This window comes from Seleniivibrio woodruffii, assembly GCF_004339245.1.
GTDB lineage: Bacteria > Chrysiogenota > Deferribacteres > Deferribacterales > Geovibrionaceae > Seleniivibrio > Seleniivibrio woodruffii.
In genome coordinates this window covers 298,863-322,933 of the sequence record NZ_SMGG01000003.1, presented here as the reverse complement: position 1 = coordinate 322,933, position 24,071 = coordinate 298,863, and the positions used below count along the sequence as shown (strand labels likewise).

The 24,071-nt window shown below is 49.0% G+C and carries 24 protein-coding genes; 8 read left to right on the top strand and 16 right to left on the bottom strand.

What is annotated here, in order from left to right; translation table 11 throughout:
- The first annotated feature begins 59 nt into the window (after window positions 1–59).
- The gene (locus C8D98_RS01455; protein ID WP_165871145.1) at window positions 60–1,196 is read left to right on the top strand and encodes an HDOD domain-containing protein; all 1,137 of its coding nucleotides are present in this window, start codon (window positions 60–62) and stop codon (window positions 1,194–1,196) included.
- On the opposite strand, the gene C8D98_RS01450 is transcribed toward C8D98_RS01455, so the two are convergent.
- From C8D98_RS01450 to C8D98_RS01415, 8 genes are read right to left on the bottom strand one after another with little or no spacing between them, the layout of a single operon-like run.
- Entirely contained in the window at window positions 1,193–2,023 is an 831-nt protein-coding gene (locus tag C8D98_RS01450; protein WP_132871364.1) for an ABC transporter permease, read from the bottom strand. The two genes, C8D98_RS01455 and C8D98_RS01450, sit on opposite strands and share 4 nt — an antisense overlap.
- A complete protein-coding gene (locus C8D98_RS01445) occupies window positions 2,010–2,990 on the bottom strand; it encodes an ABC transporter permease (RefSeq protein WP_132871362.1) in 981 nt (326 codons plus the stop codon). The genes C8D98_RS01450 and C8D98_RS01445 overlap by 14 nt, the downstream gene beginning before the upstream one ends.
- A gap of 9 nt (window positions 2,991–2,999) precedes the next feature.
- Entirely contained in the window at window positions 3,000–4,643 is a 1,644-nt protein-coding gene (locus C8D98_RS01440) for a peptide-binding protein (protein WP_132871360.1), read from the bottom strand.
- Entirely contained in the window at window positions 4,644–4,967 is a 324-nt protein-coding gene (gene secG / locus C8D98_RS01435; RefSeq protein ID WP_132871358.1) for a preprotein translocase subunit SecG, read from the bottom strand.
- A gap of 15 nt (window positions 4,968–4,982) precedes the next feature.
- Complete coding sequence (tpiA, locus tag C8D98_RS01430; RefSeq protein ID WP_132871357.1) at window positions 4,983–5,744, bottom strand: triose-phosphate isomerase; 762 nt, start codon at window positions 5,742–5,744, stop codon at window positions 4,983–4,985.
- A 4-nt stretch (window positions 5,745–5,748) separates the two neighbouring features.
- The gene (locus C8D98_RS01425) at window positions 5,749–6,111 is read right to left on the bottom strand and encodes a bactofilin family protein (RefSeq protein WP_243640893.1); all 363 of its coding nucleotides are present in this window, start codon (window positions 6,109–6,111) and stop codon (window positions 5,749–5,751) included.
- Window positions 6,108–6,950, bottom strand: a complete 843-nt coding sequence (locus C8D98_RS01420; RefSeq protein WP_132871355.1) for a ParB/RepB/Spo0J family partition protein — start codon at window positions 6,948–6,950, stop codon at window positions 6,108–6,110. The genes C8D98_RS01425 and C8D98_RS01420 overlap by 4 nt, the downstream gene beginning before the upstream one ends.
- Window positions 6,947–7,711, bottom strand: coding sequence for a ParA family protein (locus tag C8D98_RS01415; protein ID WP_132871353.1), 765 nt, complete (start codon window positions 7,709–7,711; stop codon window positions 6,947–6,949). Before C8D98_RS01415 ends, C8D98_RS01420 begins: the two co-directional genes overlap by 4 nt.
- Window positions 7,712–7,915: 204 nt before the next feature.
- On the opposite strand from C8D98_RS01415, the gene C8D98_RS01410 reads away from it, so the two are divergent.
- Entirely contained in the window at window positions 7,916–8,944 is a 1,029-nt protein-coding gene (locus tag C8D98_RS01410; RefSeq protein ID WP_165871144.1) for a sensor domain-containing diguanylate cyclase, read from the top strand.
- On the opposite strand, the gene C8D98_RS01405 is transcribed toward C8D98_RS01410, so the two are convergent.
- The 7 genes from C8D98_RS01405 to pta form a co-directional block, all read right to left on the bottom strand.
- A complete protein-coding gene (locus tag C8D98_RS01405; protein ID WP_132871350.1) occupies window positions 8,922–9,737 on the bottom strand; it encodes a metal ABC transporter permease in 816 nt (271 codons plus the stop codon). The two genes, C8D98_RS01410 and C8D98_RS01405, sit on opposite strands and share 23 nt — an antisense overlap.
- Window positions 9,734–10,525, bottom strand: coding sequence for a metal ABC transporter ATP-binding protein (locus C8D98_RS01400; protein ID WP_207891224.1), 792 nt, complete (start codon window positions 10,523–10,525; stop codon window positions 9,734–9,736). The genes C8D98_RS01405 and C8D98_RS01400 overlap by 4 nt, the downstream gene beginning before the upstream one ends.
- A 38-nt stretch (window positions 10,526–10,563) precedes the next feature.
- Window positions 10,564–11,331: an enoyl-ACP reductase FabI gene (locus C8D98_RS01395; protein WP_132871348.1), complete on the bottom strand. Its 768-nt coding sequence runs from the start codon at window positions 11,329–11,331 to the stop codon at window positions 10,564–10,566.
- A 12-nt stretch (window positions 11,332–11,343) separates the two neighbouring features.
- Window positions 11,344–12,684 (bottom strand): DNA repair protein RadA, encoded by a 1,341-nt coding sequence (gene radA, locus C8D98_RS01390; RefSeq protein WP_132871346.1) that lies wholly within the window; start codon window positions 12,682–12,684, stop codon window positions 11,344–11,346.
- On the bottom strand, window positions 12,685–13,713 hold the full coding sequence (ruvB, locus tag C8D98_RS01385) for a Holliday junction branch migration DNA helicase RuvB (protein ID WP_132871344.1): 1,029 nt from the start codon (window positions 13,711–13,713) through the stop codon (window positions 12,685–12,687). It lies immediately after the preceding gene.
- Between the two features lie 477 nt (window positions 13,714–14,190).
- Window positions 14,191–15,441, bottom strand: coding sequence for an acetate kinase (locus tag C8D98_RS01380; protein WP_132871342.1), 1,251 nt, complete (start codon window positions 15,439–15,441; stop codon window positions 14,191–14,193).
- A 13-nt stretch (window positions 15,442–15,454) separates the two neighbouring features.
- Complete coding sequence (pta, locus tag C8D98_RS01375; protein ID WP_132871341.1) at window positions 15,455–16,444, bottom strand: phosphate acetyltransferase; 990 nt, start codon at window positions 16,442–16,444, stop codon at window positions 15,455–15,457.
- A 360-nt stretch (window positions 16,445–16,804) separates the two neighbouring features.
- On the opposite strand from pta, the gene C8D98_RS01370 reads away from it, so the two are divergent.
- The 3 genes from C8D98_RS01370 (at window position 16,805) to murI (ending at window position 20,109) form a co-directional block, all read left to right on the top strand.
- Window positions 16,805–18,190: a TIGR01777 family oxidoreductase gene (locus C8D98_RS01370; RefSeq protein WP_132871339.1), complete on the top strand. Its 1,386-nt coding sequence runs from the start codon at window positions 16,805–16,807 to the stop codon at window positions 18,188–18,190.
- Between the two features lies 1 nt (window position 18,191).
- On the top strand, window positions 18,192–19,277 hold the full coding sequence (locus tag C8D98_RS01365; protein WP_132871337.1) for a hypothetical protein: 1,086 nt from the start codon (window positions 18,192–18,194) through the stop codon (window positions 19,275–19,277).
- Between the two features lie 67 nt (window positions 19,278–19,344).
- Window positions 19,345–20,109: a glutamate racemase gene (gene murI, locus C8D98_RS01360; protein ID WP_132871335.1), complete on the top strand. Its 765-nt coding sequence runs from the start codon at window positions 19,345–19,347 to the stop codon at window positions 20,107–20,109.
- 7 nt (window positions 20,110–20,116) lie between these two features.
- Here the strand turns inward: murI and C8D98_RS01355 are convergent, their stop codons facing one another.
- The gene (locus C8D98_RS01355) at window positions 20,117–21,547 is read right to left on the bottom strand and encodes an aminotransferase-like domain-containing protein (protein ID WP_132871333.1); all 1,431 of its coding nucleotides are present in this window, start codon (window positions 21,545–21,547) and stop codon (window positions 20,117–20,119) included.
- A 212-nt stretch (window positions 21,548–21,759) separates the two neighbouring features.
- Between C8D98_RS01355 and C8D98_RS01350 the strand changes: the two genes are divergently transcribed.
- The 3 genes from C8D98_RS01350 to hrcA all read left to right on the top strand — a co-directional run bounded on the left by C8D98_RS01350 (window position 21,760) and on the right by hrcA (window position 24,071).
- Complete coding sequence (locus tag C8D98_RS01350; RefSeq protein ID WP_132871331.1) at window positions 21,760–22,026, top strand: DUF2917 domain-containing protein; 267 nt, start codon at window positions 21,760–21,762, stop codon at window positions 22,024–22,026.
- 148 nt (window positions 22,027–22,174) lie between these two features.
- Window positions 22,175–22,933, top strand: coding sequence for an SIR2 family NAD-dependent protein deacylase (locus C8D98_RS01345; RefSeq protein ID WP_243640892.1), 759 nt, complete (start codon window positions 22,175–22,177; stop codon window positions 22,931–22,933).
- 97 nt (window positions 22,934–23,030) lie between these two features.
- Window positions 23,031–24,071 (top strand): heat-inducible transcriptional repressor HrcA, encoded by a 1,041-nt coding sequence (gene hrcA, locus C8D98_RS01340; RefSeq protein WP_132871328.1) that lies wholly within the window; start codon window positions 23,031–23,033, stop codon window positions 24,069–24,071.

The window sequence follows — 24,071 nt, the reverse complement described above, 5'->3', positions numbered from 1 at the left end:
ATATTATTATGAAGCCCGATGTTTCATTACTTGTCCTATGTAACCACAGCCGTGCCTGCATGGATGTTAAAGAGATTTTAAGCACGCTTGCTTTTAATATCACCATCGCCGCAAACACAGAGGATGCGCACGACCTCATCTCAAGAAAGACCTTCGATATAATCGTCTGCGAGTTCGATCTGGACGGCACAACGGGCATCCACTTCCTTCAGCATGCGGCATCTCTCAACAGTTTCAGTACAAGGCTGATAGTGGGCAGCAGTTCCAGCGAGGAGATGATAGTCAAGGCCATCATCAAGGGTATCGCCTGCGCCTACATAGATTCCGCGGCAAACAGACCCCTCATAATGACAAAACTAGCCGACATCGCACGTGTGCACACCAGTATGGACAACAGGCGCATTCGCCAGATTCACAACGGTTCGAACACATTTCCTATCATGATGAGCGTTTACGAAACTCTCATGAACGCCATCAACAATGAAGAACCCATCGGCAAAATAGCTAAAGTAATATCCGGAGACGTTACACTGACCTCAAAAATTCTCCACGTTGCAAACTCTGCATTTTACGGCAGCTTTGCGGGAACCTCAGTGGAAAAGGCCATTCTGTTTATGGGTCTTAACACTGTTAAGGACATTGTACTGATGCACTCACTCACCGCAAACCTGAATATGACCGCAGAACAGCACCGCTATTTCGAGTTCATGGTAAGACACTCGGTTGAAGCAAACTACTACATGCACTGCATAAACCGTATGCAGGAACAGCCTTTCATATCTCCCCTCAACAGCTCAATAGGAATAATCCACGATATCGGCAAACTCGTTCAGCTGGTCTATTTCCCTCTGGAATTCCGCAGTATCGCAGAATACAGAGAGGAGAACCCGTCAGTTGACTATTTAACCTGTGAAAAGGAATCCGGAAATTTCGCAGTGAACCATGCGGAGGCGGGAGCCTATTTCCTGAAAATGTGGAATTTCAACCAGTATGCCGTTGAAGCCGCTCTTTTCCATCACACACCCGAGCTGGCATCCGCCAACACAAAGGCATGCATAGAGGCGCTTTACCTCGCCGATACCCTGTCGGACATCAGAGACGGATACAGTCTGTCGATGGAAGAGGCTGTGGCTAAGTGCACCGTGATAAAGGCAGACCCCGAAATGCTTCTGGCTATTCCGCCAAGATCCGCTTAATTCTTAGGATCCAGAACATCCCTCAGGCCTTCGCCCAGAAGGTTGTAACCCAGAACAGTAATAAATATGGCAAGGCCGGGAAACATGGAGAGCCACCATGCGAACATGATGTTGTCCTTTCCGGCTGTCAGAATGTTTCCCCATGACGGAGCGGGAGGCTGAACACCAAGCCCGAGGAAGCTGAGGGAGCTTTCCGTAAGTATCGCTCCTGCAATTCCCAGAGTGGCTGTAACAAATATGGGGGTCATTACGTTGGGCAGAATATGCTTGAACATGATGATTCCGTGCGAAAGCCCCTGAACCTTGGCCGCCGTTATGTAGTCACGGGTTTTGACACTCATGACCTCAGCACGCACCAGACGGGTCACACCCATCCAGCCTGTAAGGCCTATTATCACCATAACATTGAAAACCGAAGGGTTAAGGAACGCTATCACCGCCAGAATCAGGAAGAAAGACGGGAAACAGAGCATGATGTCGACTATGCGCATTATGAGAATATCCGCCCAGCCGCCGAAATAGCCCGCCGCAAGCCCCAGAAGAACCCCGATCGCCAGAGATATGCCGACTGCGACAAATCCCACGAACAGCGATATCCTGCTGCCGTAGACTATCCTGCTGAAAACATCTCTGCCCAGTTCGTCCGTTCCGAAGAGGTTGGCGGAGGAGGGGGCAGCGAATATGTTGTTAAGGTCGATGGCTGTGGGGTCGTGGGTGGCAACAAGCGGAGCGAACACCGCAACTATGATGAAAAACATAACCACGCTCAGTCCTGAATAGAAGAGCCAGCTTCCTTTTATTTTTCTGAGAAGTCTATTTTTTGCCATATCTGATCCTCGGATCCACCAGACCATAGCATATATCTGCGATAAGATTGCCTATGAGAGTGAGCACCGCACCCATCACCAGTATCCCCATCACCACCGGATAGTCTCTGGCCATTACTGCCTGATAAAAGAGCTGTCCCATTCCCGCTATGCCAAATATGGATTCAAAAATGACGCTTCCGCCTATCAGCCCCGGAACAGAAAGCCCCAGAATAGTGACAACTGGAAGCATCGCATTTTTAAGGGCGTGCCGGAAGACCACAGTGTTTTCAGAAAGACCTCTGGCTCTGGCACTGACTACATAGTCCTCGCCGAGCACCTCAAGCATTGAGTTTCTGGCAAAGCGGCTCAACCCCGCCAGTCCGCCGAAAACTGAGAGCAGAACAGGCAGGAACGAATGCCATGCGATATCCCAGACCTTGCCTATGGGCGACAACTGGTCAAAGTTGTATGAGGTGAGGCCTGATATTGGCAGCCAGCCTTTGATCACTCCGAAATAATACATACATAAGAGTGCCAGCCAGAAGGTCGGAACCGCAAAGCCGATGAAAACAAAGACCGTTACGCTTTTATCAAATATGCTGTTCTGCCTGTAGGCCGACCAGACCCCCAACGGCAGAGCTATGAGGAATATGAGGATCATTCCCGCCACGTTTAAATATATCGTTACGGGCATCCTTTCGAGAATTTTTGATGTTACTGTTTTTCCGTCAGGGCTGAAAGATTCTCCGAAATCCAGAACAGCCACACGCTTGAGCCACATGATATACTGCTCATGGACAGGTTTGTCCAGACCGTACATCTTTTCGAACTTCTGGTATGCGGTTTCGGAGAATTTCGGGTTCATGGACGCAAGAAACTGAGCGGGATCGCCCGGAGCAAGATGTATAACAAAGAAACATATCAGGGTGATCCCGAACAGAAGCGGAATCATCCCCAAAAGCCTTGAGGCGATATATTTCAGCATAAACTTCCCTTACTTCTGGAAGCTGTATTTCTGCTTGTCTTTATCAACCCACCAGTCCTCCTGATTGTAGCCTATGCCAGCGGGAGCGGGCTGCACTTCGTGGAAGCGTTTGTTCACAGCCACCAGTGCATCGGGAACATAGAGGAATGTATAAGGCTGTTCTTCAGCCAGTATCTCCTGAGCCTTAAAATAGTATTCTTTGCGTTTTTCGGTGTCGAATTCTTTGCGCCCTTCTATGAGGAGCTTGTCGAACTCGGCGTTTTTATAGCAGATGAAGTTCAGCTTCTGGCCGCCGCAGTTGGCGGAATGCCACACGTCATAAAGGTCGGGATCGTTGGTTATGTTCCAGCCCAGCATGACCGCATCGAACTTCTGTTTGTTGATGTATTCGTTTATGAAGGTTGCCCACTCAAGCACGCGGATCTCAACCTTAACACCGACCTTTTCCCAGCTTTTCTGCAGAACTTCTGCCGTGCTGGTGCGGACACTGTTGCCCTGATTGGTGATAAGCTCGAACTTGAGTGGTTTGCCGTCTTTTTCCACAATACCGTCGCCGTTAGTGTCTTTGTATCCGGCTTCGGCGAGGAGCTTTTTCGCCTGCTCAATGTTGTAGTCATATTTTTTGACATCGGGGTTATACCATATGGTTCCGGGTTTGAAGGGGCCTGTGGCCTCAACTCCCATTCCGAAGCGGATTCCCTTTATGATGTCCTGTTTCGGTGTTGCATATGAAAGAGCCTGACGGACACGCTTATCCTGAAACATGGGTTTTCTGAGGTTATAGCCCACATATTCATAGCTTGAAGCGAGGTATTTGTGCTTGTCGTACTGCTGTTTGAATCTGGGGTTGCTGTCGGTCTGTTTTGACCACTGAAGAGGCGTGAGCGACATTATGTCCACCGCTCCGTTCAGAAGCTCCAGAAATGTTGTGGCAGTATCGGGTATTATGCGGAAGATGTATCTGTCCAGATAGGGTCTTCCGAGGAAATAGTCGTCGTTTGCAACCAGGGTGATGGAATCTCCGGCCTTCCACTCAAGAAACTTGTAAGGGCCTGTGCCCACAGGTCTTCTGAGCAGAGGGGATTTTTTCACATCCTGTCCCTGAAGCAGGTGTTTGGGAAGCATGGGCATTCCCCAGCTGATAAGGGCAGGGGCATACGGCTCATCGTAGGACACCTTAACGGTGTATTTGTCGATTACCTCCAGCTTGCTCACCAGACGAAAGTCTGCGTCGTATGACGTGGGTGTCTTGTCGTCTATCATAAACTTGTAGGTAAACTCGACGTCCTCCGCTGTGAAGGGTTTGCCGTCATGCCATCTGACATCCTGATTAAGGTGGAAGATGATCGTCTTTCCGTCATCGAGCACTTCCCACCAGTCGGCAAGGTCGCCTGTTATGGTAAGGTTCTGATCATATTTCACAAGTCCGTTATAGATCTTGCCCGCAACATCGTGTGATGCGGAATCCGACGTAATGTTGTAGATGAGTCCTGTGGCATCGCCGAGCAGAGACTCCACCATTGCGTCTCCGTAGACAGCATTGGGTACATTACGTTTGCGTGAGACCTCAGGTTCACCTGATTCACCGGATTTTTTCTGTCCGCAGCCGAAAACGGCCGCCGCCAGCAGTAAGACCAGAATCTTTTTAATCACTTATTTTGACTCCATGGGGATAACGGGTTTGCTCTTTTCAGCGGGAGCCTGCTGCTGTTGTCCTGCGGGGTTAGCCTTCATGATGGTGCTTGTTGTTCTCTGTGTGGAAAGCACAGCCAGAGTAAGCGAGGTCAGCATAAAGATGATAGCGATTATGGTGGTTACCCTGTTCATTATATTCACGGGTGCGCCGGGGCCGAAAACGTCCGATGCGCCGCCGCCGAATGCCGAACCCAGTGACGAGCCTTTGCCCGACTGGATTAGAACGGCAAGAATAAGCAGAAGACAGATAACAATATGGATGGCCAGAATTACAGTGTACATTAAAAGTTCTCCGAATTATTTGTAATAATTGATTATTTTTATAAAATCGTCAGCGTTGAGGCTGGCTCCGCCAACCAGTGCGCCGTCAACATTCTCTCTGAGCATCAGCGCACCGATGTTGTCGGGTTTAACGCTTCCGCCGTAAAGTATCCTTATTTTGTTTGCAACCACAGGGCCGTAGAGTCTGGAAAGAAACTTGCGGATTGCCGCATGCATCTCTTCCGCATCGGCCGGTGTTGCAGTTTTGCCTGTGCCTATGGCCCAGACGGGTTCATAAGCAACAACAACGTTGCCCACTCTGTCGGTGGTGACCCCTTTCAGTCCCATCCCCAGCTGATAAAGCACTTTTTCCGTGTGCACTCCCGCTTCTCTTTCGCCCAGGATTTCGCCCACGCAGAGGATAACGTTCAGCCTGCACCTAAGTGCAAGACGCACTTTCTCGTTGATAAGTTCATCGGATTCTCCGAAAACAGTACGTCTTTCGGAGTGACCGAGGATAACGGTGTCGGCTCCTGCCGTCATCGCCATATCAACGTTCACCTCTCCGGTGAAGGCTCCTTTTTCGTGCTGAGAGATGTTCTGTGCGGCAACGGATATGGGTGCACCCATGTCTCTGATGGTCTTCGCCACCGTTGAAAGACTGCAGAAATCCGGAGCAACACCAACCTCGACCACGTTGTGTTCAAGTTTGACAGCCAGAAGCGAACGGACAAGGTCGTCCGACTGCTTCACGTCCAGATTCATTTTCCAGTTGCCGTATATCAGGGGTTTTCTCATGAAACTACTCCTCCGTGGTGATGCTTGAAACATCGCCCATCTGGCAGTTACCGTTGAAAACCACGCCCTCTTCAACCTTGAAAATGGGAGTGATTATGGTTCCTGTCACATAGGCGGGCTTATAAAGCTCAACCTTTGATTTTGCAGTGATGACGCCGTCAAAGCGTCCTGAAATCTTGATATCCCCCGCTTCTATCTCCGCCTTAACGTTGCCGGAGTTCGCAATAACCAGAGTGTCTTCGGTTTTTATATTGCCTTCGAAGTTTCCGTCGATCCTGACGAGCCCGTCGAAAATAAGTGTTCCCTGAAAGGTTGTATTTTTGCCGAGAAATGCGTCAATACCGCCTGTGTCTTTGCCCTTTATCAACTTAATTCCCCTCTGATGGTCTTGATTATGCGGTCAAGCTCATCATTGTTGGTATATTTTATCTCAATGGTTCCGCCGTCTTTGCGGGACTTTATCTCAACCTGAGTTTTGAAGAACTCTTCCATCTCGCTTTTAAGGCTGAGCAGGAAAACGTTCTCCGAAGGCTGTGCCTTCTCAACTTCCGGCTTCTCCTTTTTGGAGGCCAGTTTCTCCGTTTCACGGACGGAAAGATTATTTTCTATTATTTTGATAAGTATTTCAACAGCCTTTTTCTCATCAAGGCCAATGAGACACCTTGCGTGACCTTCGGTTATCTGTTTCAGCTCCAGAGCTTCTATCACCCTTGAGGGAAGCCCCAGAAGGCGGATTGTGTTCGCAACGGCCGAACGGCTCTTGCCGACAACTTCCGCAACGTCCTCCTGACGGTAGCCATGGGTTTCCATCAGGTTCTTATATGCCCTTGCCAGTTCCAGTGCGCCCAGATCCTCTCTCTGGATGTTCTCAATGAGCGCAAGCTCCATCTGCTCCGATTCTCTGGTTATCTCACGGACGACCGCAGGAACCCTGCGCAGACCCGCAAGCCCCGCCGCACGCCAGCGTCTCTCACCGGCTATTATAACATAGCCGTCCTCAGCCTTCGCCAGAACTATAGGCTGAATTATGCCGTTTCTGCGTATTGAGTCGGTAAGCTCCGCCAGAGCTTCTTCGTCGAATATCTTTCTGGGCTGGTCGGGGTTCGGATATATTTCTGTGATATCTATTTCATTAACCATTGAACGGGGCTTGTCCGCCTTTGGGATAAGCGATTCAAGTCCTTTGCCCAGTGTGGTTTTTTTCATGATATCCTCTCCAGCATCTCTTTTGCGAGGTCGATATAGCTCGCAGCACCTTTTGATTTCAGGTCATATTCTATGATGGACTGCCCGAAGCTGGGTGCTTCGGCAAGTTTTACGTTCCTCGGTATTATCGTCTTAAAAAGTGATTCGCTGAAATATTCTTCAACCTGCTTCTGAACCTCTTTTGAAAGGTTGTTGCTGGGGTTGTGCATGGTCAGCAGTATGCCCTCCAGCGCAAGCTCCTCGTTCAGGCTCTCACGGATAAGGCCGATGGTGTTTAAGAGCTGGCCAAGACCCTCCATTGCATAGTATTCGCACTGAAGCGGTATCAGAACGGAATCCGCCGCAGTCAGCGAGTTCACCGTAAGAAGTCCGAGAGAGGGCGGGCAGTCGATAAGTATCAGGTTGAACTCATCAGACACCTTTGCCAGAGCCTTTTTCAGCTTTGTTTCTCTGGATATCTCGGTGACAAGCTCGATCTCCGCCGCCGAAAGGTTTATGTTGCCGGGTATTATGAACAGATTCTCCACGCTTGTGGGCACGATAGAGTCCTTTGCCTCTGCTCTGCCTATGAGAACATCATAGATAGAGGGCTGCCCCTCCTCAAGGGACACACCGAGACCGCTAGTGGCGTTGCCCTGCGGGTCCATATCCACAACCAGCACCCTTGCTTCGGCAAATGCCAGAGCTGAGCTGAGATTTATTGCGGTGGTGGTTTTGCCCACACCGCCTTTTTGGTTTGCTATAGCGATAATTTTTCCCATTAGTCTCACAGCCTAATAAATTACAGTATAAAAATCAAGATAGTTATTTTTATATCCCGTAAACTATATCCTATGTTTCATCCTCTGAAAATCAAAATTTATTTCATTAAATCACGAAATGTCTGTTGCGGGCTGACAGATTATATTTTAATATTTCCTGAAGTGTCATCCCATATAACTATACCCACTATCATTGGAGCTGATATGGCTGAATTTCCCAAATGCAATGCTGTCCCTTCCAGCGAAAGAATGCTTGAGATAATAAAGGCTCAGGCGGAGATATCCAAAATAGGGCCTGATCTGGGAAATGTTATTGATGCCGTCTGCCATCTGGCTCAGAATATCGTTAAAGCTGACGGAGCAACCGTTGAGTTTGCGGAAGAGGGAGAAATGGTTTACAGAGCCGTTTCCGGCAGTCTGACCCCTTATCTGGGGCTGAGGCTCCGCAAGGAGACAAGCCTTTCGGGCAACTGTGTCAGCACCTGCGAAATGATGTACTGCAAAGACTCCGCCTATGACGAACGGGTGGACAGGGACGCCTGTATGAAAGTGGGCGCCGTATCGATGCTCGTTATGCCTCTGCCTTTCAACGGTGTCTGCATCGGTGTTCTTAAAGTAGTCTCCGGAAAAGTCGGTTATTTCACAGAAGATGACATGTGCGTACTGTCAATGATAGCAGATATGCTGGGCGCATCGATCCACCACGCATCCAGAAACAACACAAGTGAACTGTTCAAAAAGGCCACTACAGACTACATGACAGGTCTTGCGAACCGTGCGTCATTTTATGATGAACTGCGTAAAAAGGTTACACTTTCAAACAGGGAACAGGCAAATTTCGGAGTTCTGATGCTGGACATGGACGGACTTAAATTTATCAACGACACTTTCGGACATCAGGCTGGAGACGCTTCAATAAACGAATTCGCATTAAGAATAAGCTCCGTATCCAGACAGACGGACACCGTGGCAAGACTTGGCGGAGACGAATTTGCCATTATAGCTACAGGAATTAAAGAGAAAGCAGACGGGGATGCAATAACTCAGAAGCTTTATCTTGAAATCGACAGACCCTTCATATTTGAAGGTCAGCTGCTCCCCTTCGGCGGAAGCATAGGCTATGCGATATTTCCGGAGGATTCGTCAGATATGCAGGCTCTCATTGATATTGCCGACAAAGAGATGTACAAGGCGAAACGGGAGAGAAAGGCTACCGCTTCAGCAGTGAAGTGACCTTCTCATAAAGTATGAACAGGAAAAAACACACCGAAGACACAGCGATGATGCTTGCTCCGGATGTCAGATTGAACACATACGCACAGTAAAGCCCCGCCAGAGTGAACACCAAAGACAGAATGCTGGACAGTATCATCATCCCTTTAAGCGAAGAAACCCTTTTCTCAGCAATATAGGGCGGAATAGTCAGCATAGCTATCACCAGAATAAGCCCCACAACCCTGATCAGAAGCACAACAGCCAGAGCAGACATCACCAGAACTATGGTATATACCAGTCCGGAGCGCACACCCATGCTGGTGGCGTATTCTGAATCGAAGCTCACCGCATGTATCTGGCGGAAAAAGAACAGCACATATATTATTATGAACAGGTCGAGAATAGCCATATAAACAAGGTCTGCATCCGGCACAGCCAGAATGCTGCCGAACAGATAACTCATCAGATCGACCCCGTAGCCGGGAGTGAGGTCTGCCAGAATGATACCGAACGCCATTCCGAAAGCCCACATCACACCTATTACGGTGTCAGCACGGTTCTTGTTGTTCAGGGTTATAAACGCCATAATGACAGCCGACACAACAGCAAAAATACCTGCTCCCAGAAGAGGGGAGATGCCCAGATAAAAGGCGAGACCTATGCCGCCGTAGGCTGTGTGGGAGATTCCGCCGGAAATGAACACTATCCGGTTAACCACAACAAGAGTTCCTATTATTCCGCATGCAATGGAGGCAAGCACCCCTGCCCAAAGAGCGTTCTGTATGAATCCGTATGAAAGAATCTCGGTCATTTATGCTCCTTCAGCACCCTGTGAGGGTGCCCGTGGGCAACCAGTTCAACAGGGCAGTGGGCATCCGCACCGTATGACATATGCATCATATCGGGGGTAACCTCGGCCTCGTCATGTTTGTGGAGTGTTGTGCTCACACAGGCAACGGACGTTGCAAATTTCGGAATTATGGTAAGGTCGTGGCTGACTACCACAACAGTTATCTTTTCATTGAGTTTCGCCAGAATGTCGTATATGCGGGTCTGCCCCTCCATATCGACGTTGGAGGCCGGCTCGTCCAGAAATATCAGCTCAGGCTCGCCCGCCAGCGCTCTGGCCATAAGCACACGCTGACGCTGACCGCCGGAAAGATCATCCATGCGCTTTTTGGCAATATCGGTTATCTGCAGCTGTTCCAAAACCATGCGCACATAGTCCCTGTCACTCTGCTTTGTGAATCCGCCTCTGGTGAGCATTCTGCCCATCAGCGCAACATCTTCCACCGTAACGGGAAACCCGCCGCCGGATGTTACGTTCTGCGGGACGTATCCTATCTTTTTAACTGTGCCGGGTTTATGTCCGAGAATGTTTATCTCGCCTGAATCAGGCTTGAGAATACCCAGAAGGAGTTTTAGAAGCGTGCTTTTTCCGCCGCCGTTGGGGCCTATGACAGCCAGAAATTCCCGCTTTTTGATATCAAAACTGATATTGCGCAGAACTTCAGTGGCTCCGTATGAAAAGTTCAGATTTCTGACGCTGACCGCATTTTCCGTTTCCGACATTATGCCGCCTGAAAGAAAAGAGGGCATCTGTGATGCCCCCCGTTATGAATTAGTAAAAACAACTATCAGATGCCCATTATGTTGTAGCCGTTATCAACATAGATAACTTCGCCTGTCACAGCGGATGAAAGGTCGCTTGCAAGGTATACGGCTGTTTTGCCCACGTCTTCCTGAGTGCAGTTGTCACGCAGGGGAGCGTTTTCGGCGATGTGGTTAAATATCTTTTTAAAGTCTGAAATGCCCGCAGCCGCAAGTGTTTTGATGGGGCCGGCTGAGATTGCGTTCACTCTGATCTTCTGCACGCCCATATCTGCGGCAAGATATTTTGTTGACGCTTCCAGAGCGGATTTCGCAACGCCCATTACGTTGTAGTTCTTAATAACTCTTTCCGCACCGAGGTATGACATACAGATCACGCTTGCGCCTTCGTTCAGAAGGGGCTCGGCATATTTTGTTATGGCCACCAGAGAGTAAACGCTGATGTCCATTGCCAGTGCGAAGTCGGCTCTCTTCGTGTCCACATAGCGGTCTTTCAGAGCGTCGCCGGGTGCATAGGCAACAGAGTGTATAAGGATATCGAATTTGCCCCACTTTTCTTTAACAGTGTTGAAGCAAGCCTCTATCTCTTCATCCTTGGTAACGTCGCAGGGAACTATGAATTTCCCGCCGAGTTCCTCGGAAACTTTTGACACTCTGCTTTCCAGTTTTTCGCCCGCATAGCTGAACGCTACTTCGGCGCCCTGTTCGATGAAATTTCTGGCGATGGCATATGCGATGCTTTTGTTGTTGGCAACGCCGAACACCAATGCCTTTTTGCCGTCAAGAAGTCCCATAATTTCTCCTTATTAAAACATATCAAGAAAAGATGATATGTCCTTAGTTAAAACGATTTCTATTTTTTTGTCAAACTCCACTTTTTCGGGCAGGTAAAATTTGCGGATGCCCATTTTATAGCACTCCGCAACCCTGCTCTTCATATTCGACACGGGGCGCACGGTTCCCGTCAGCCCCACCTCGCCTATGAAGGTCGTTTCGGGAGCTATCGCCCGCTCCCTGTATGATGACACCATGGCGGCGCACAGCGCAAGGTCTGCGCTGGTCTCGGTTATCTTCATTCCGCCGGCCACATTTATATATACGTCGCTTCCGGCCAGATTAAGCCCGCCTTTTTTGTCGAGCACGGCCAGAAGCATGTTCATTCTGTTCAGGTCTATCCCCATGGCATTTCGCTTCGGAAACTGATAGAAGGTCGGCGCAACAAGAGCCTGAACCTCCACCAGAAAAGCCCTCGTACCCTCTATCACAGGCACGTTCACCCGTCCGGAAACGCTTCTGTCGGCATCGTCCGCAAAGCTGTAGTTCTTAAGCTCTATCAATCCCTTATCGCTCATCTCAAAGATTCCGACCTCATCAGTGGGGCCGAACCTGTTCTTAACCGAACGAAGGATGCGAAGCCCTCTGCTGTAGTCCCCTTCGAAATAAAGCACAGTATCCACAAGGTGTTCCAGAAGTTTCGGCCCTGCTATGTAGCCGTCCTTGGTGACCTGTCCCACTATCAGAACTGTGATGGCACGCCCTTTGGCCACCTCCACCAGCCTGTATGTAACGTGGCGAACCTGCCCAACAGTCCCCGCCGCAGAGTTAAGCTCCGCAGAGGACACCGTCTGAATGGAGTCCATCACAACATAGTCGAATCTCTCTTTATCCAGTGCCGAAAGCACGTCCTCAAGGCTGTTGGTGGGCAGAATGCTTATGTCCGCAGTGCCTATACCGAGCCTTTCAGCCCTCAGCTTTATCTGTGCCGCCGATTCCTCTCCGGAAACGTACAGAACACGCCCCCTGCCGCCGGATAAGATACCCGCCGACTGGAGCATTATTGTGGACTTGCCGATGCCCGGCTCGCCGCCCACAAGTATCACCGAACCCTTTACCAGACCTCCGCCCAGCACCTGATCCAGTTCGCCTATTCCGGTTTTTGTGCGTTCGGTCTCAAGCCCCCGCACCTCTCTCAGATTGACGGCTGATACATTAGGTTCATGTATCTTTTTGCCGCCTGCCGAAGGAGCAGACTCCTCCACTTCCTCAACAAAGCTGCTCCAGCTGGAACATTCGGGGCATTTCCCTATCCAGCCCGGCGAAACGTATCCGCAGCTCTGGCACACATAACGGCTCTTCTTTTTCGCCATCTATTCGTTCTCTTCCAGAAAATCCGCAACGGATATGCGGTTCGGTGCGTTCAGGCGCAGGTGCTCGTAAGCCATTCCGGTCGCCATACGCCCTCTGGGGGTCTTTTTGATGAAACCTCTGTATATAAGGTAGGGTTCGATAACATCCTCAATGGTGTCCCGCTCTTCGCTCAGTGTCGCCGCAAGGGTGTCCACACCCACAGGCCCGCCGTCGTACTTCTCTATTATGGAGAGCAGGAGGGCACGGTCGGAGTTGTCCAGACCTTCACGATCTATCTCAAGCCTCGAAAGACCTTCACAGGCGATGTCCTTTGAAACAAAGCCGTTGTTCAGCACATCCGCAAAGTCTCTGATTCGTCTTAATATTCTATGAGCTATACGGGGGGTTCCTCTGCTTCTGGAGGCTATCTCACGGGCTGCGGCGTCCTCTATTTCTGTTTCCAGAATGCCCGCACCACGCAGGATAATACTTGTAAGCTCTTCTATTCCGTAAAATTCAAGTTTCAGGATCATCCCGAACCTGTCACGCAGGGGGGAGGTGAGAAGTCCGGCACGGGTCGTGGCTCCCACAAGGGTGAAAGGCGGCAGGTCTATCTTAACGGTTCTGGCCGCAGGACCCTGACCTATCAGGATGTCCAGCTTATAATCCTCCATAGCCGGATACAAAATCTCTTCAACGTTGGAATGGAGTCTGTGAATCTCATCAATGAACAGAACGTCCCCTTCCTGAAGGTTTGTAAGCAGAGCGGCAAGGTCGCCCGCACGCTCTATCACAGGGCCGCTGGTGGAGTTTATGTTTACGCCCATTTCGTGGGCAATGATGTTTGCAAGGGTGGTTTTTCCCAGTCCGGGAGGACCATGGAAAAGGCAGTGGTCGAGACTCTGGCCTCGCTTCTTCGCCGCCTGAACAAACACCTTGAGATTTTCCTTTACCTTGGACTGACCTACATAGTCGTCAAACCCGCTGGGTCTGATGTTCTGTGTCTGAAAATCCTCCGGCTGTTTGTCTTTGGAAAAGATATCGTCCATTGCACGTCCGTCTGAAATTACTTTAATAGATGTACTACAATAGCAGTTTTACAGATAATTGCAAGGTTTGGAAGAAAATGACGGTGCGGGGGGCTGCCCGCACCGTCCAAGAGGTGGCATTCATTGTTATGCCTTTTTAACGGGTGGTTTGAGGATCTTAAAAGGTTATTGCACCTTTTTAGCAGCTCTTGAGTTTATAATAGGACTGATTTTGTATTTTTAAAGGGAAAATTTGCATGATCATAGATTTTTTTAGCGGTTAAAAAAACAGAATGTAAATCCCTCCCAGCCTCCCTTTGTAAAAGGGAGGGGCAATATTTAAAATTTCTGTTTAGAACCGAGCAGTTCAAGGCGGAGGGCAAAAAATATGCGCAGTGTACATATGTGGTACATGAGCAATATTTTTTGAAATCCAACGAAGAAATGCGACGTGTTATAAACTGAAATAGGGAGCCTGCCGATTAAGCAGGCTCATAATTACTTAAGAAATGAATAGGGATATTCGGTGTGATCTTTATAGGTATTTGTCAGTATCGCCACCACATCCTCAACAAAAACGAGTTCTTCGTTTGTGGGGATGACGTATACCTTAACCCTTGATTCGGGAGTGGATATCTCAGTTTCGCCGTGTTTGGAGAAGGTTTTAAGGTTCTTCTCTTTGTCTACTATGATACCCATGGGTTCAAGGTTTTCGATTGCCATCTGACGGATGACACCGGCATTCTCGCCGACACCTGCGGTGAACACTATCGCATCCACTCTGCCGAGGACGGCATAGTATGAGCCGATGTATTTACGCAGTCTGTAGGCCTCGACCTCCAGAGAGAGTCTGCATCTGTTCTTGTAGTCGCTGTCTTCACAGCTGATAACGTCACGTCTGTCGGTAAATCTGCCTGTAATGCCCAGAACACCTGACTTTTTGTTCAGCAGGTTGTCCATGGCCTTTGCGTCTATATTCAGCTTCTGCATCATAAACAGCGGAACTGCGGGGTCAACGTCGCCGCACCTTGTTCCCATAACTGCGCCTTCCAGAGGGGTCATACCCATTGAGGTATCAACGCTCACTCCGTTTTTGATGGCTGTGTGGGAAACACCGTTGCCTATGTGCATTGTAATTATGTTGCATTCTTTTGCGGGCTTGCCGAGGAGGGCTGCCGCACGTTTTGATACATAGAGGTGGCTTGTGCCGTGGAAACCGTATCTTCTTACGCTGTACTGCTCATACCATTCGTAGGGAACGGGATATGTGTATGCGTAATCAGGCATTGTCTGGTGGAATGCTGTGTCGAAAATAGCGACGTGGGGAACGTTGGGCATGACCTTCTGAGCGGCCTTGATGCCTGCGAGGTTGGGCGGGTTGTGGAGCGGCGCAAGGTGCGCAACATCCTCTATGGTCTTTATAACCTCTTCATCAATAAGCACGCTTCTGGCGAATACCTCGCCGCCGTGAACCACTCTGTGGCCGACAGCGGATATCTGCTCCATGCTGTCGATAACGGCTGTGTGCCCTCTGGAGAGTGTTTTTATAACCAGACCGATTGCTGCGGAGTGGTCGTGGCACTCATATTCCTCCCTGACGGTATCTTTGCCGGGAACTTCATGAACGATGAACGAGTCGCCGATACCGATTCTTTCCACCAGACCTTTCGCTATGACCAGTTTGTTTGCCCAGTCATAGAGCTGGTATTTGACCGATGAGCTGCCGCAGTTAAGAGCGAGAATAATCATCTAAAAAATCCCCCTAGTCAGCCTGAACAGCGGTGATCGCCGCCACGTTGACAATGTCCATGTATTTGCATCCTCTGGAGAGGTCGTTAACAGGCTTCGCCAGACCCTGAATAACGGGGCCTATGGCCTCTGCGCCAGCGATCCTCTCTACAAGTTTATACCCAATATTTCCTGCGTCAAGTGTCGGGAACACAAGAACATTCGCAGAACCTGCAACTTCGCTTCCGGGAGCCTTTTTCGCACCCACCGCCGCCAGAAGAGCGGCATCGGCCTGAAGTTCTCCGTCTATCTTAAGATCGGGAGCGATGGATTTCGCTATCTTTGTGGCTTCGACAACCTTCTCGGTTTCTGGGCTTTGCGCACTTCCTTTTGTCGAAAAAGAGAGCATAGCCACCTTCGGTTCAACCTCAAGGAAGGATCTACAGCTGTCTGCTGTTGCAACGGCTATTTCAGCCAGAGTCTGCGCATCGGGATTGGGAATAACTGCGCAGTCCGCAAAAAGCACCGCACCGTCCGAGCCGAACTCAGGCTTGGGTGTGACCATTATGAAACAGCTTGAAACGGTTTTCATCCCTTTTTTGGTTCCGATGACACGGATAGCCGCACGCAGAACGTCCCCTGTGGTGTGGCATGCACCGGTAACAGCTCCGTGGGCAATGCCTTTCTGAACAAGCATAGAGCCGAAGTAATTAACGTCCTTCATGCTGGCCTGAGCCTCTTCAAGGGTCATTCCCTTGGCTTTTCTGCTTTCATAATATGTATTTACAAAATCTTCGTAATATTCGCTGGTTTCAGGGGTGATAATCTTACAGCGGATCTCATAGCCTTTGGATGCAAAAAGAGCTTTGACCTCATCCTCTTTGCCCAGTACAATAACATTCGCCAGTCCGTTCTCGGCTATTGCGTTTGCCGCATCAATCGTGCGTTCGTCCCAGCCTTCAGGAAGGACTATTGTTTTGTTTCTCTGCTTCGCAATATCCCAGAACTTCTGCATAAGTGACATAAAGACCTCCGATAGCCTAAAATGATACTATGTTTTACATTACCTTATAAAAAACTTCAATGCAAAATTTAATAGTTATAATACCTCACATAATATCCCGTTCTGTCATAGATTTTCGCAGCTTCACCATCGGAATTAATAGTTAAATTTTGGAAATAGTTACTGAAATTCATATTCCCTTTAACAGGTTACAAATGCACATTTGTATGGAAAAACATAATAGCTGTCTGAAATGCTAAAATGCAAATCACGTTTGTCTTTTCGCACATCGTTCGGAACACATTCTCAATATTGTTTTTATTTTTAAGAAAATAGGAATACTGCCATTGCATATCTGTAATTTTAGTTTTACACTGAAAAATGATTAAAAATTACGCACCAAATTTATTTGAACATGAAACCGAAATTAAAGCTGACATCTCAACTGTTTTCAGCTGGCACGAGAGGGAGGGGGCGCTTTTCAGGCTCAGTCCGCCATGGGAGAATATTTCACTCATAAGGCGCGACGACGGCATTCAGACGGGCGCAAAGTGCGACATAAAGCTGAAAACAGGTCCGGTCTCGCTGACATGGAAGGCCGAACACATCGAATACGAAAAAGACGCATTTTTTAAAGACAGACAGAACAGCGGCCCTTTTTCAAAATGGGAGCACTCCCACTTTTTTTCGGAAAAAGACGGAATAACAACTATCAAAGACCATGTGGAATACAAGCTACCCATGGATTTCATAACATCAAAGGCGGCCGGGAAATTTGTACGGAATAAGCTCGAGAAAATGTTCCGCTACAGAGAGAATCTTTGCCGCAACGATATAGAATTTTACAGCGAATACAGACCCGCCCCGAAAACCATAGTAGTGTCAGGCTCGTCCGGCGTGGTGGGTTCATCTCTTATCCCGTTCCTGCAGACTCAGGGGCACAAGGTTATCCGCCTTCTGAGGGACAGAGCAAAACTCTGCATCGGCGATGTGTGCTGGAACCCTAACGCAGGCATAATCGAGGACAGATTCGAGAATGCCGACGCAGTTATCCATCTCACCGGAGAACCCATCGGCGAGGGAAAATGGACTGACGACAAGAAGCGGGAGATAATCGACAGCCGTGTCCGGAGCACAGCTCTGCTGGCTGAAACATTGTCTAAAATGAAAAATCCTCCCAAAACCTTCATCTGCGCATCGGCCATCGGCTATTACGGCGGAAGGGGGGACGAGGTCATAACCGAGGCTGAAAAAGGCGGAAGCCACGACTTCATAGCAAAAGTATGCAAAAAATGGGAAGAGGCGGCAAAGCCCGCCGTCGATAAAGGCATAAGGGTAATCTTTCTGCGAATAGGCGTTGTGCTGACCCCCGCAGGCGGGGCACTGCAGAGGATGCAGCTCCCTTTTTCGCTGGGTCTGGGGCCTGTTTTCGGCAGCGGAGACCAGTATTTCAGCTGGGTTGCAATGGACGACGTTCTCTACTCCATAGGGCATCTTCTAGAGCACAATGAGATATCCGGAGCTGTGAATCTGACCGCACCCAACGCTGTCACTTCAAAAGTTTTTTCGGATACACTTGCACAATATTATAAAAAACCGAGATTTATTAATATCCCGCCGTATATAATAGAAAAGGTTTACGGACAGATGGGAAAAGAGGTGCTTCTGTCGGGGGCGAACGTTTACCCCGAAAAACTTATTAAAAGCGGCTTCCGGTTCAGATATCCTGAGCTGAAAGGTGCTCTGGAGCATCTGCTGGGAGGATAGGATGAGTGTTTCGCTCAAACTGCTGTTTCTGGTGACAATGACTGCGGCGCTGAGTTTCGGATTTATGCACCATGTTGCGGCCGGATATGATTTTGAGAGGCTCCATATCTTCCTTTTTAATCTCTGCTCAGGCGGAACCATCATCCTCTATTTCACAATGCAGAGGGATGAAATGCCGAAACGGCTTATGCTGTTCTATGCTCTGGCGTTCTCTTTCGCATTTTCAGCTTTTTTTAAATTGTATATCCCGTGTATAATCATAGCCCTCGCCCTGTTCGGCATAACCGAATCGGTGCGGATAAAACGGTTCGGCTTTTTCCCTAAGCAGTTCTTCACAACAAAAGAACCGGTGGCGGTGAAGTTTCACCATGCATCCCTTCTCTGCCTTTCAATAGGTCTGCTTATCTCAGTGCTGGCCATACTGAACCACGAATATTATCACTGGCTGGATTTCGAAAAGCTCTCCCTGAACACCTTCTTTCTGGGCTTTTCGTTCCCCAGTTCACTTATTACTTTAAGCGTACTTTTTGCCGCCATGAAAAAATTCGGCACCACCAGAGTCATATATTTCAAAACTGCTCTGTTCTGGATCATAACGGTGGGCGTTATAATTTTCTTCATCTTCATACTGTTCGAGGCTGTCTGGCTTGAGCTTACCATCTCAGTGATACTTTTTATTGCGGTGTCCATGGTACTGCTTGTTTACATTAAAACCGGATACACAGAACAGCAGAAATCCTTTCTGACATCGGGAATAGTTTTTCTGGTGATAACTGCCGTTTCAGGCGTTCTCTACATTGTCATATATGCCGCAAACGAACCTTCTGAAACTGTCCGCCAGCTTACAATACTTTATCACCGCACGCTTGCGCTCTACGGATGGAACATCAGCGGTCTGGCTGTGATATGCCGCCACAGGGATTTTCCCATAATGCTCCATTCTGGCAAGGTGATAGCCCTCCACTGGCTCATAGTGGCAGTCCTTGCACCTGTCGGTTTCTACATCGGCTGGGTTGCCGTAGTTGCCGTTGCGGCCTATGCGCTGTTCCTTTATGCAATGTTCTTCTCAAAACCCGCTGCGGCATAAATTATGGTCTTGATATTTGCAGTCCACAGGAATATTATCCTGTCTTTGAAATCTAAGGAGCGAAAAAGTGTCCATCGGAATTTTTGACTCAGGCGTGGGGGGACTCACGGTCTACAAAACCATCAGCGAATATTTTCCCAAACTTGATATGTACTATCTGGGCGATACTGCCCGTGTGCCCTACGGCAACAAGTCACCGGAAACGGTTACGGCATACAGTCTGGAATGTGCTGGGTTTCTGGTCAAAAACTTCAATATCGACACCATAGTCGTAGCATGCAACACTGCATCGTCCTATGCTATCGATGCCATCAGAAAACAGTTCGGGGTTAACGTTATCGGCGTTGTTGAACCGGGTGCAAAGAGTGCCGTGGCACTTACGCAGAACGACAGAATAGGGGTGATAGGAACCCGTGCGACCGTACGGAGCGAGTCCTACGTTAAAGCCCTTAAGGCTCTTAAACCGGATGTTCAGGTTTACCAGACGGCATGTCCGCTGTTTGTTCCCATTGTTGAAGAGATGCTGATTGAGACCGACGTTGCCAAGCAGGTTGTTCAGATGTATCTCTCGGAGCTTGCAGGTTCAGGAATCGATACTCTTATTCTTGGCTGCACGCACTACCCGCTTCTGAAAGACAGGATTCTGGAAAAATTCCCTCATTTCAATATAGTAGATTCTTCCCATGCAGTTCTTGAATGCATCAAAGAGCTGAACATTCCCACAGAGGAATCGGGCATCAGGCAGATATATCTTACGGACGAATCCCCCGCCTTTGAAACGCTGAAAAACGTTCTGGCAGGCGGAGCGATATCAAAAAAGGTCGCTCTGTAAAAAGTCACTAAAGGTAGCTTTTAGCCAGCTCGCCCAGTCTGATTATCGACCTCTCCATCCGGTGATCCCACGGAAATCCGCAGTTTATCCGCATGCAGTTGTTGTATTTCTGCTGTGACGAAAAAATTCCGCCCGGCGAGAAAGATATCTTCTCGTGCAGTGCTCTGGGATACATATTCAGCGTATCCACCTTTTCAGGCATCTCCACCCATATGACAAATCCGCCCTGAGGTCTTGTGACCCTTGTTCCTTCGGGGAAATGACGCATGACCTGATATGTGTAGGTCTCCACCTGCGCCTTGAAGCTGTTGTTCATCTTCCGCAGATGACGGGGCATCTTGCCGGAGGCCAGAAAATGCGCCAGTGTGAGCTGGGGAACAGAGTTGTTCGCCATGCTGCTGGCGATCTTCTGCCGGAGTATCTCGTCAAAATATTTGCCCGGCTCTATCCAGCCCACCCGATAGCCGGGGGCAAGGCTTTTTGAAAAGGATGAAACGTGTATCACGTTGCCGTTCTTGTCATATTTTTTAAGATTGCCAAGCCGGCGGCCGGAGAAGTTGAAATCGCCGTTTATATCGTCCTCAATGATGGGGATATCCTTTTTGTTGCAAAGCTCCACCATCTCCTTACGGACGTCCTCCGGATAGGTGTGCCCCATGGGGTTTCCGTAGTTAGGCTGAAGCAGAACCGCCTTAACGTCGAACCGCTCAACTGCCTCGACAAAGTCTTTCATCAGAATACCTTCCTGCGGGCTGGTGGGAAGTTCAAGAGCATACACCTTTGCTGTTTCGAGAAGATGCATGAAACCGAAATAGCTGGGAGATTCCATCAGAACCAGATCTCCTGGGCGGGTTACGGCACGCATTGCCATTGTTATCCCCTCCGAGGCTCCGTTGGAAATTATGATATTATCGCTGCTGACGGAGTTGCCGTTCATGTTCATGTAGTAGGCAAGCTGCTGTCTGAAAAATTTATGTCCCTGCACATCGCCGTATTCCACCCTGTTTTCGCTGTCGGTGGATAACAGTTTTTTCATTATACTGTTCAGGTCTCTGTGGGGCAGAAGATCGGTTGAGGGCATGGCACAGCCCAGAGGAATTATCTCCGGATCTGTTATGGCATAGAGTATGGTCTGTATCAGGTTGCTGTTTTTGACCTGCATAGGCTGACTGCTGGGCTTGGTCACACGCACTGCCTCACGGGGAACAACTGTTCCGCCTGAAACATAGAACCCCGACTGGGGGCGGGCTTCAAGCATCCCGACACTTTCGAGCTCCATATAAGCCTGCATAACCGTGGAAAGGCTGACGCTCTGCTCTTCGCTCATCTTCCGCAGAGACGGAACCTTGTCGCCGGGGCGTAGGATCTCGTTTTCCATCATCGTCACAATGACGTCCATTACCTGTCTGTATCGGAATTCCTGCTTAGTTTTTGCCATACAGTCCTCAACTGTTATGTATACATTTTCTTTTTTCTGTGTCTGTTATGGTAACTGTTATTGTTGTATTTTACAATCAGAAAGTGGACAGGAAACAAGCCTTCTGATTTTATGAAGGCAGACTTCCAAAACAACCGATGGTAATTAAAGAGTTTTTATAATATAAGGTTCAACATAGGGCGAACACTTAATTTCCTTAACGAGGTGGCACCATGACAACGAAACAGGAGCTAAGGCTTAAACGCTTTCAGACCAAAGGGTTTGAAGATGCCAGATCAATCAGCATCTATTGTACCGAGGGTTCATTATGGGTTACTGCGGGCAACTCACTGGGTGACCGTGTGGTATACGCAGGCAAAGAAATTCACATCATCGCATCCGGCAAGGTTGTGGTGGAAGCCCTCGCCGACAGTGTCTCCTTCGTTACAGTCATGGCGGACATGCCACAGCCCCATGCGAAAACAGCAGATAATAATTAAAAAATATATCCTCCTATCTCTTCAAGCGTAAAAAGGGGCGGCCATTGTGTCGCCCTTTTTAATTTCCATGCTACAATCTGTAATGGAATCCTACCTCAGAGAACTGATAAAGAGCTCGAAAACATGTCTTTTTCTCACAGGCGCAGGAATGAGCGCCGACAGCAATATCCCCACGTTCAGAGACAGAGACGGCTACTGGAGGAATTTCCCCGTCTTCAAAGACAAAGGACTTCTGCCGCAGGAGCTTGCCTCTCCGGCATCATTCCGCAAACAGCCGCATCACAGCTGGGCCTTTTATGAATGGCGCAGGCGCAACGCCCGCCAAAACTCCCCCCACAGAGGCTATGAAATAATCAACCGGATGGTCTCCTCTGTTTTTGAGGACAGTTTTGTCCACACGACCAACACCGACGGATATCATCTGATATCAGGACTACCCGAAGACAGGGTAACGGAAATACACGGGAGCATGTGGAGGCTTCAGTGCATGAAGGGTTCCGCATGCAGGTATGGCGTCCGCCATAACACTGAAGCACCCCTCTGCGGACTGAACGAAAGCACCATGTCGGCGGAGAATATGCCTGTCTGCCCCGTATGCGGCGACCTTCTTCGCCCGAATATACTGATGTTCGGCGACTGGGACTATATTGAAAACGACGCACAGCTGAATAATTTTGAAGCGTTCATCGGTTCACACAAAAAGATAGATATCGCCTTTCTCATCGGCTCAAGCAGCCAGATCCCCACCAACGACTACATAGCCAAACGCCTGAAATCATACGGAACAAAGGTTGTCACCATAAACCCCGATCCGGAATCCGCCCGTGTCTGCATACCGGACATTTTCATTCAGAAACGTTCGCTCACCGCTTTTGAAGAGATTGAAAAAATCCTTAACTCACTCTGACAAAACGACCAAAAAAGGCTTGACAGCAACAGGCTCAATTCTTATTCTATGCTTTAGCACTCATAGCATGTGAGTGCTAACAAAAACGGTGTGGGCAATGAATTTCCTTAACGAAAGAGAAGAATCCGTATTAAAAACTATCATTGAGGAATTTGTGCAGAGCAACGAGCCGGTAGGTTCAAGGCTCATCTCAAAGACAGGCCCCCTGAAGCTTGGTCCCGCCTCCATTCGCAACATCATGAGCGATCTGGAGGAAAAGGGCTACATTCTTCAGCCCCATACCTCTGCGGGCAGAGTGCCCTCGGACGAGGGATATAGATACTACATCGACAGGCTGGTGACTTTCAGCTTCTCCGACAGAGCCATTCTGGAACAGCTGAAGCAGGAATGCAGTGCGGAGAACATCAACGGAGTTTTCAAAAAGGTCAGCGACAATCTCAGCCGCCTGACCCGCTCTGTGGGATTCGTTATCTCACCCAAGCTAAACACCATGCTTTTAAAGCATATAGAGTTCGTAAGACTCAGCGGAACAACCGTTCTGGCGGTGATCGTCGCCAAAACGGGTATCGTGCATAACGTTATGCTGGATGTCACCCCGAGTGTGACCGACAGCGACCTTGTTCAGATAAGCAACTATCTGAATACCCATTTCATCGACAAGTCCCTAATGGAGGTCAAGACCGCCATTCTGGACGAGATGAGAAAAGACAAGAACAGAATGGACTCCCTTGTTAAGAACGTCATGACTGTGACCGAGAGAGTTTTCGGCAACAGCGACTTCGGGCAGGACATCATCCTCAGCGGCACGTCGACAATACTTGACCTGCCTGAGTTCAGCGATGTTTCCAAGCTCAAAGGGCTTTTCCAGACATTTGAAGAGAAAAAATTCATCTTCGACATACTGGACAAATGCCAGAACGAAACAGGGGTGAATATATTCATCGGTTCCGAGATAGGCCGTTCCGAAGTGAGCGAGCTGGGACTGGTCACAAAGACCTACTCAAGAGGCGGCAACGTGATAGGCATGCTCGGAATAATAGGCCCCAAGAGGATGCGCTATTCGGATGTGGTATCAGTTGTGGACTGCTCCGCAGACCTTGTGACCGGCATCATGGGCAAGTTTTTGGAAAGTAAATAA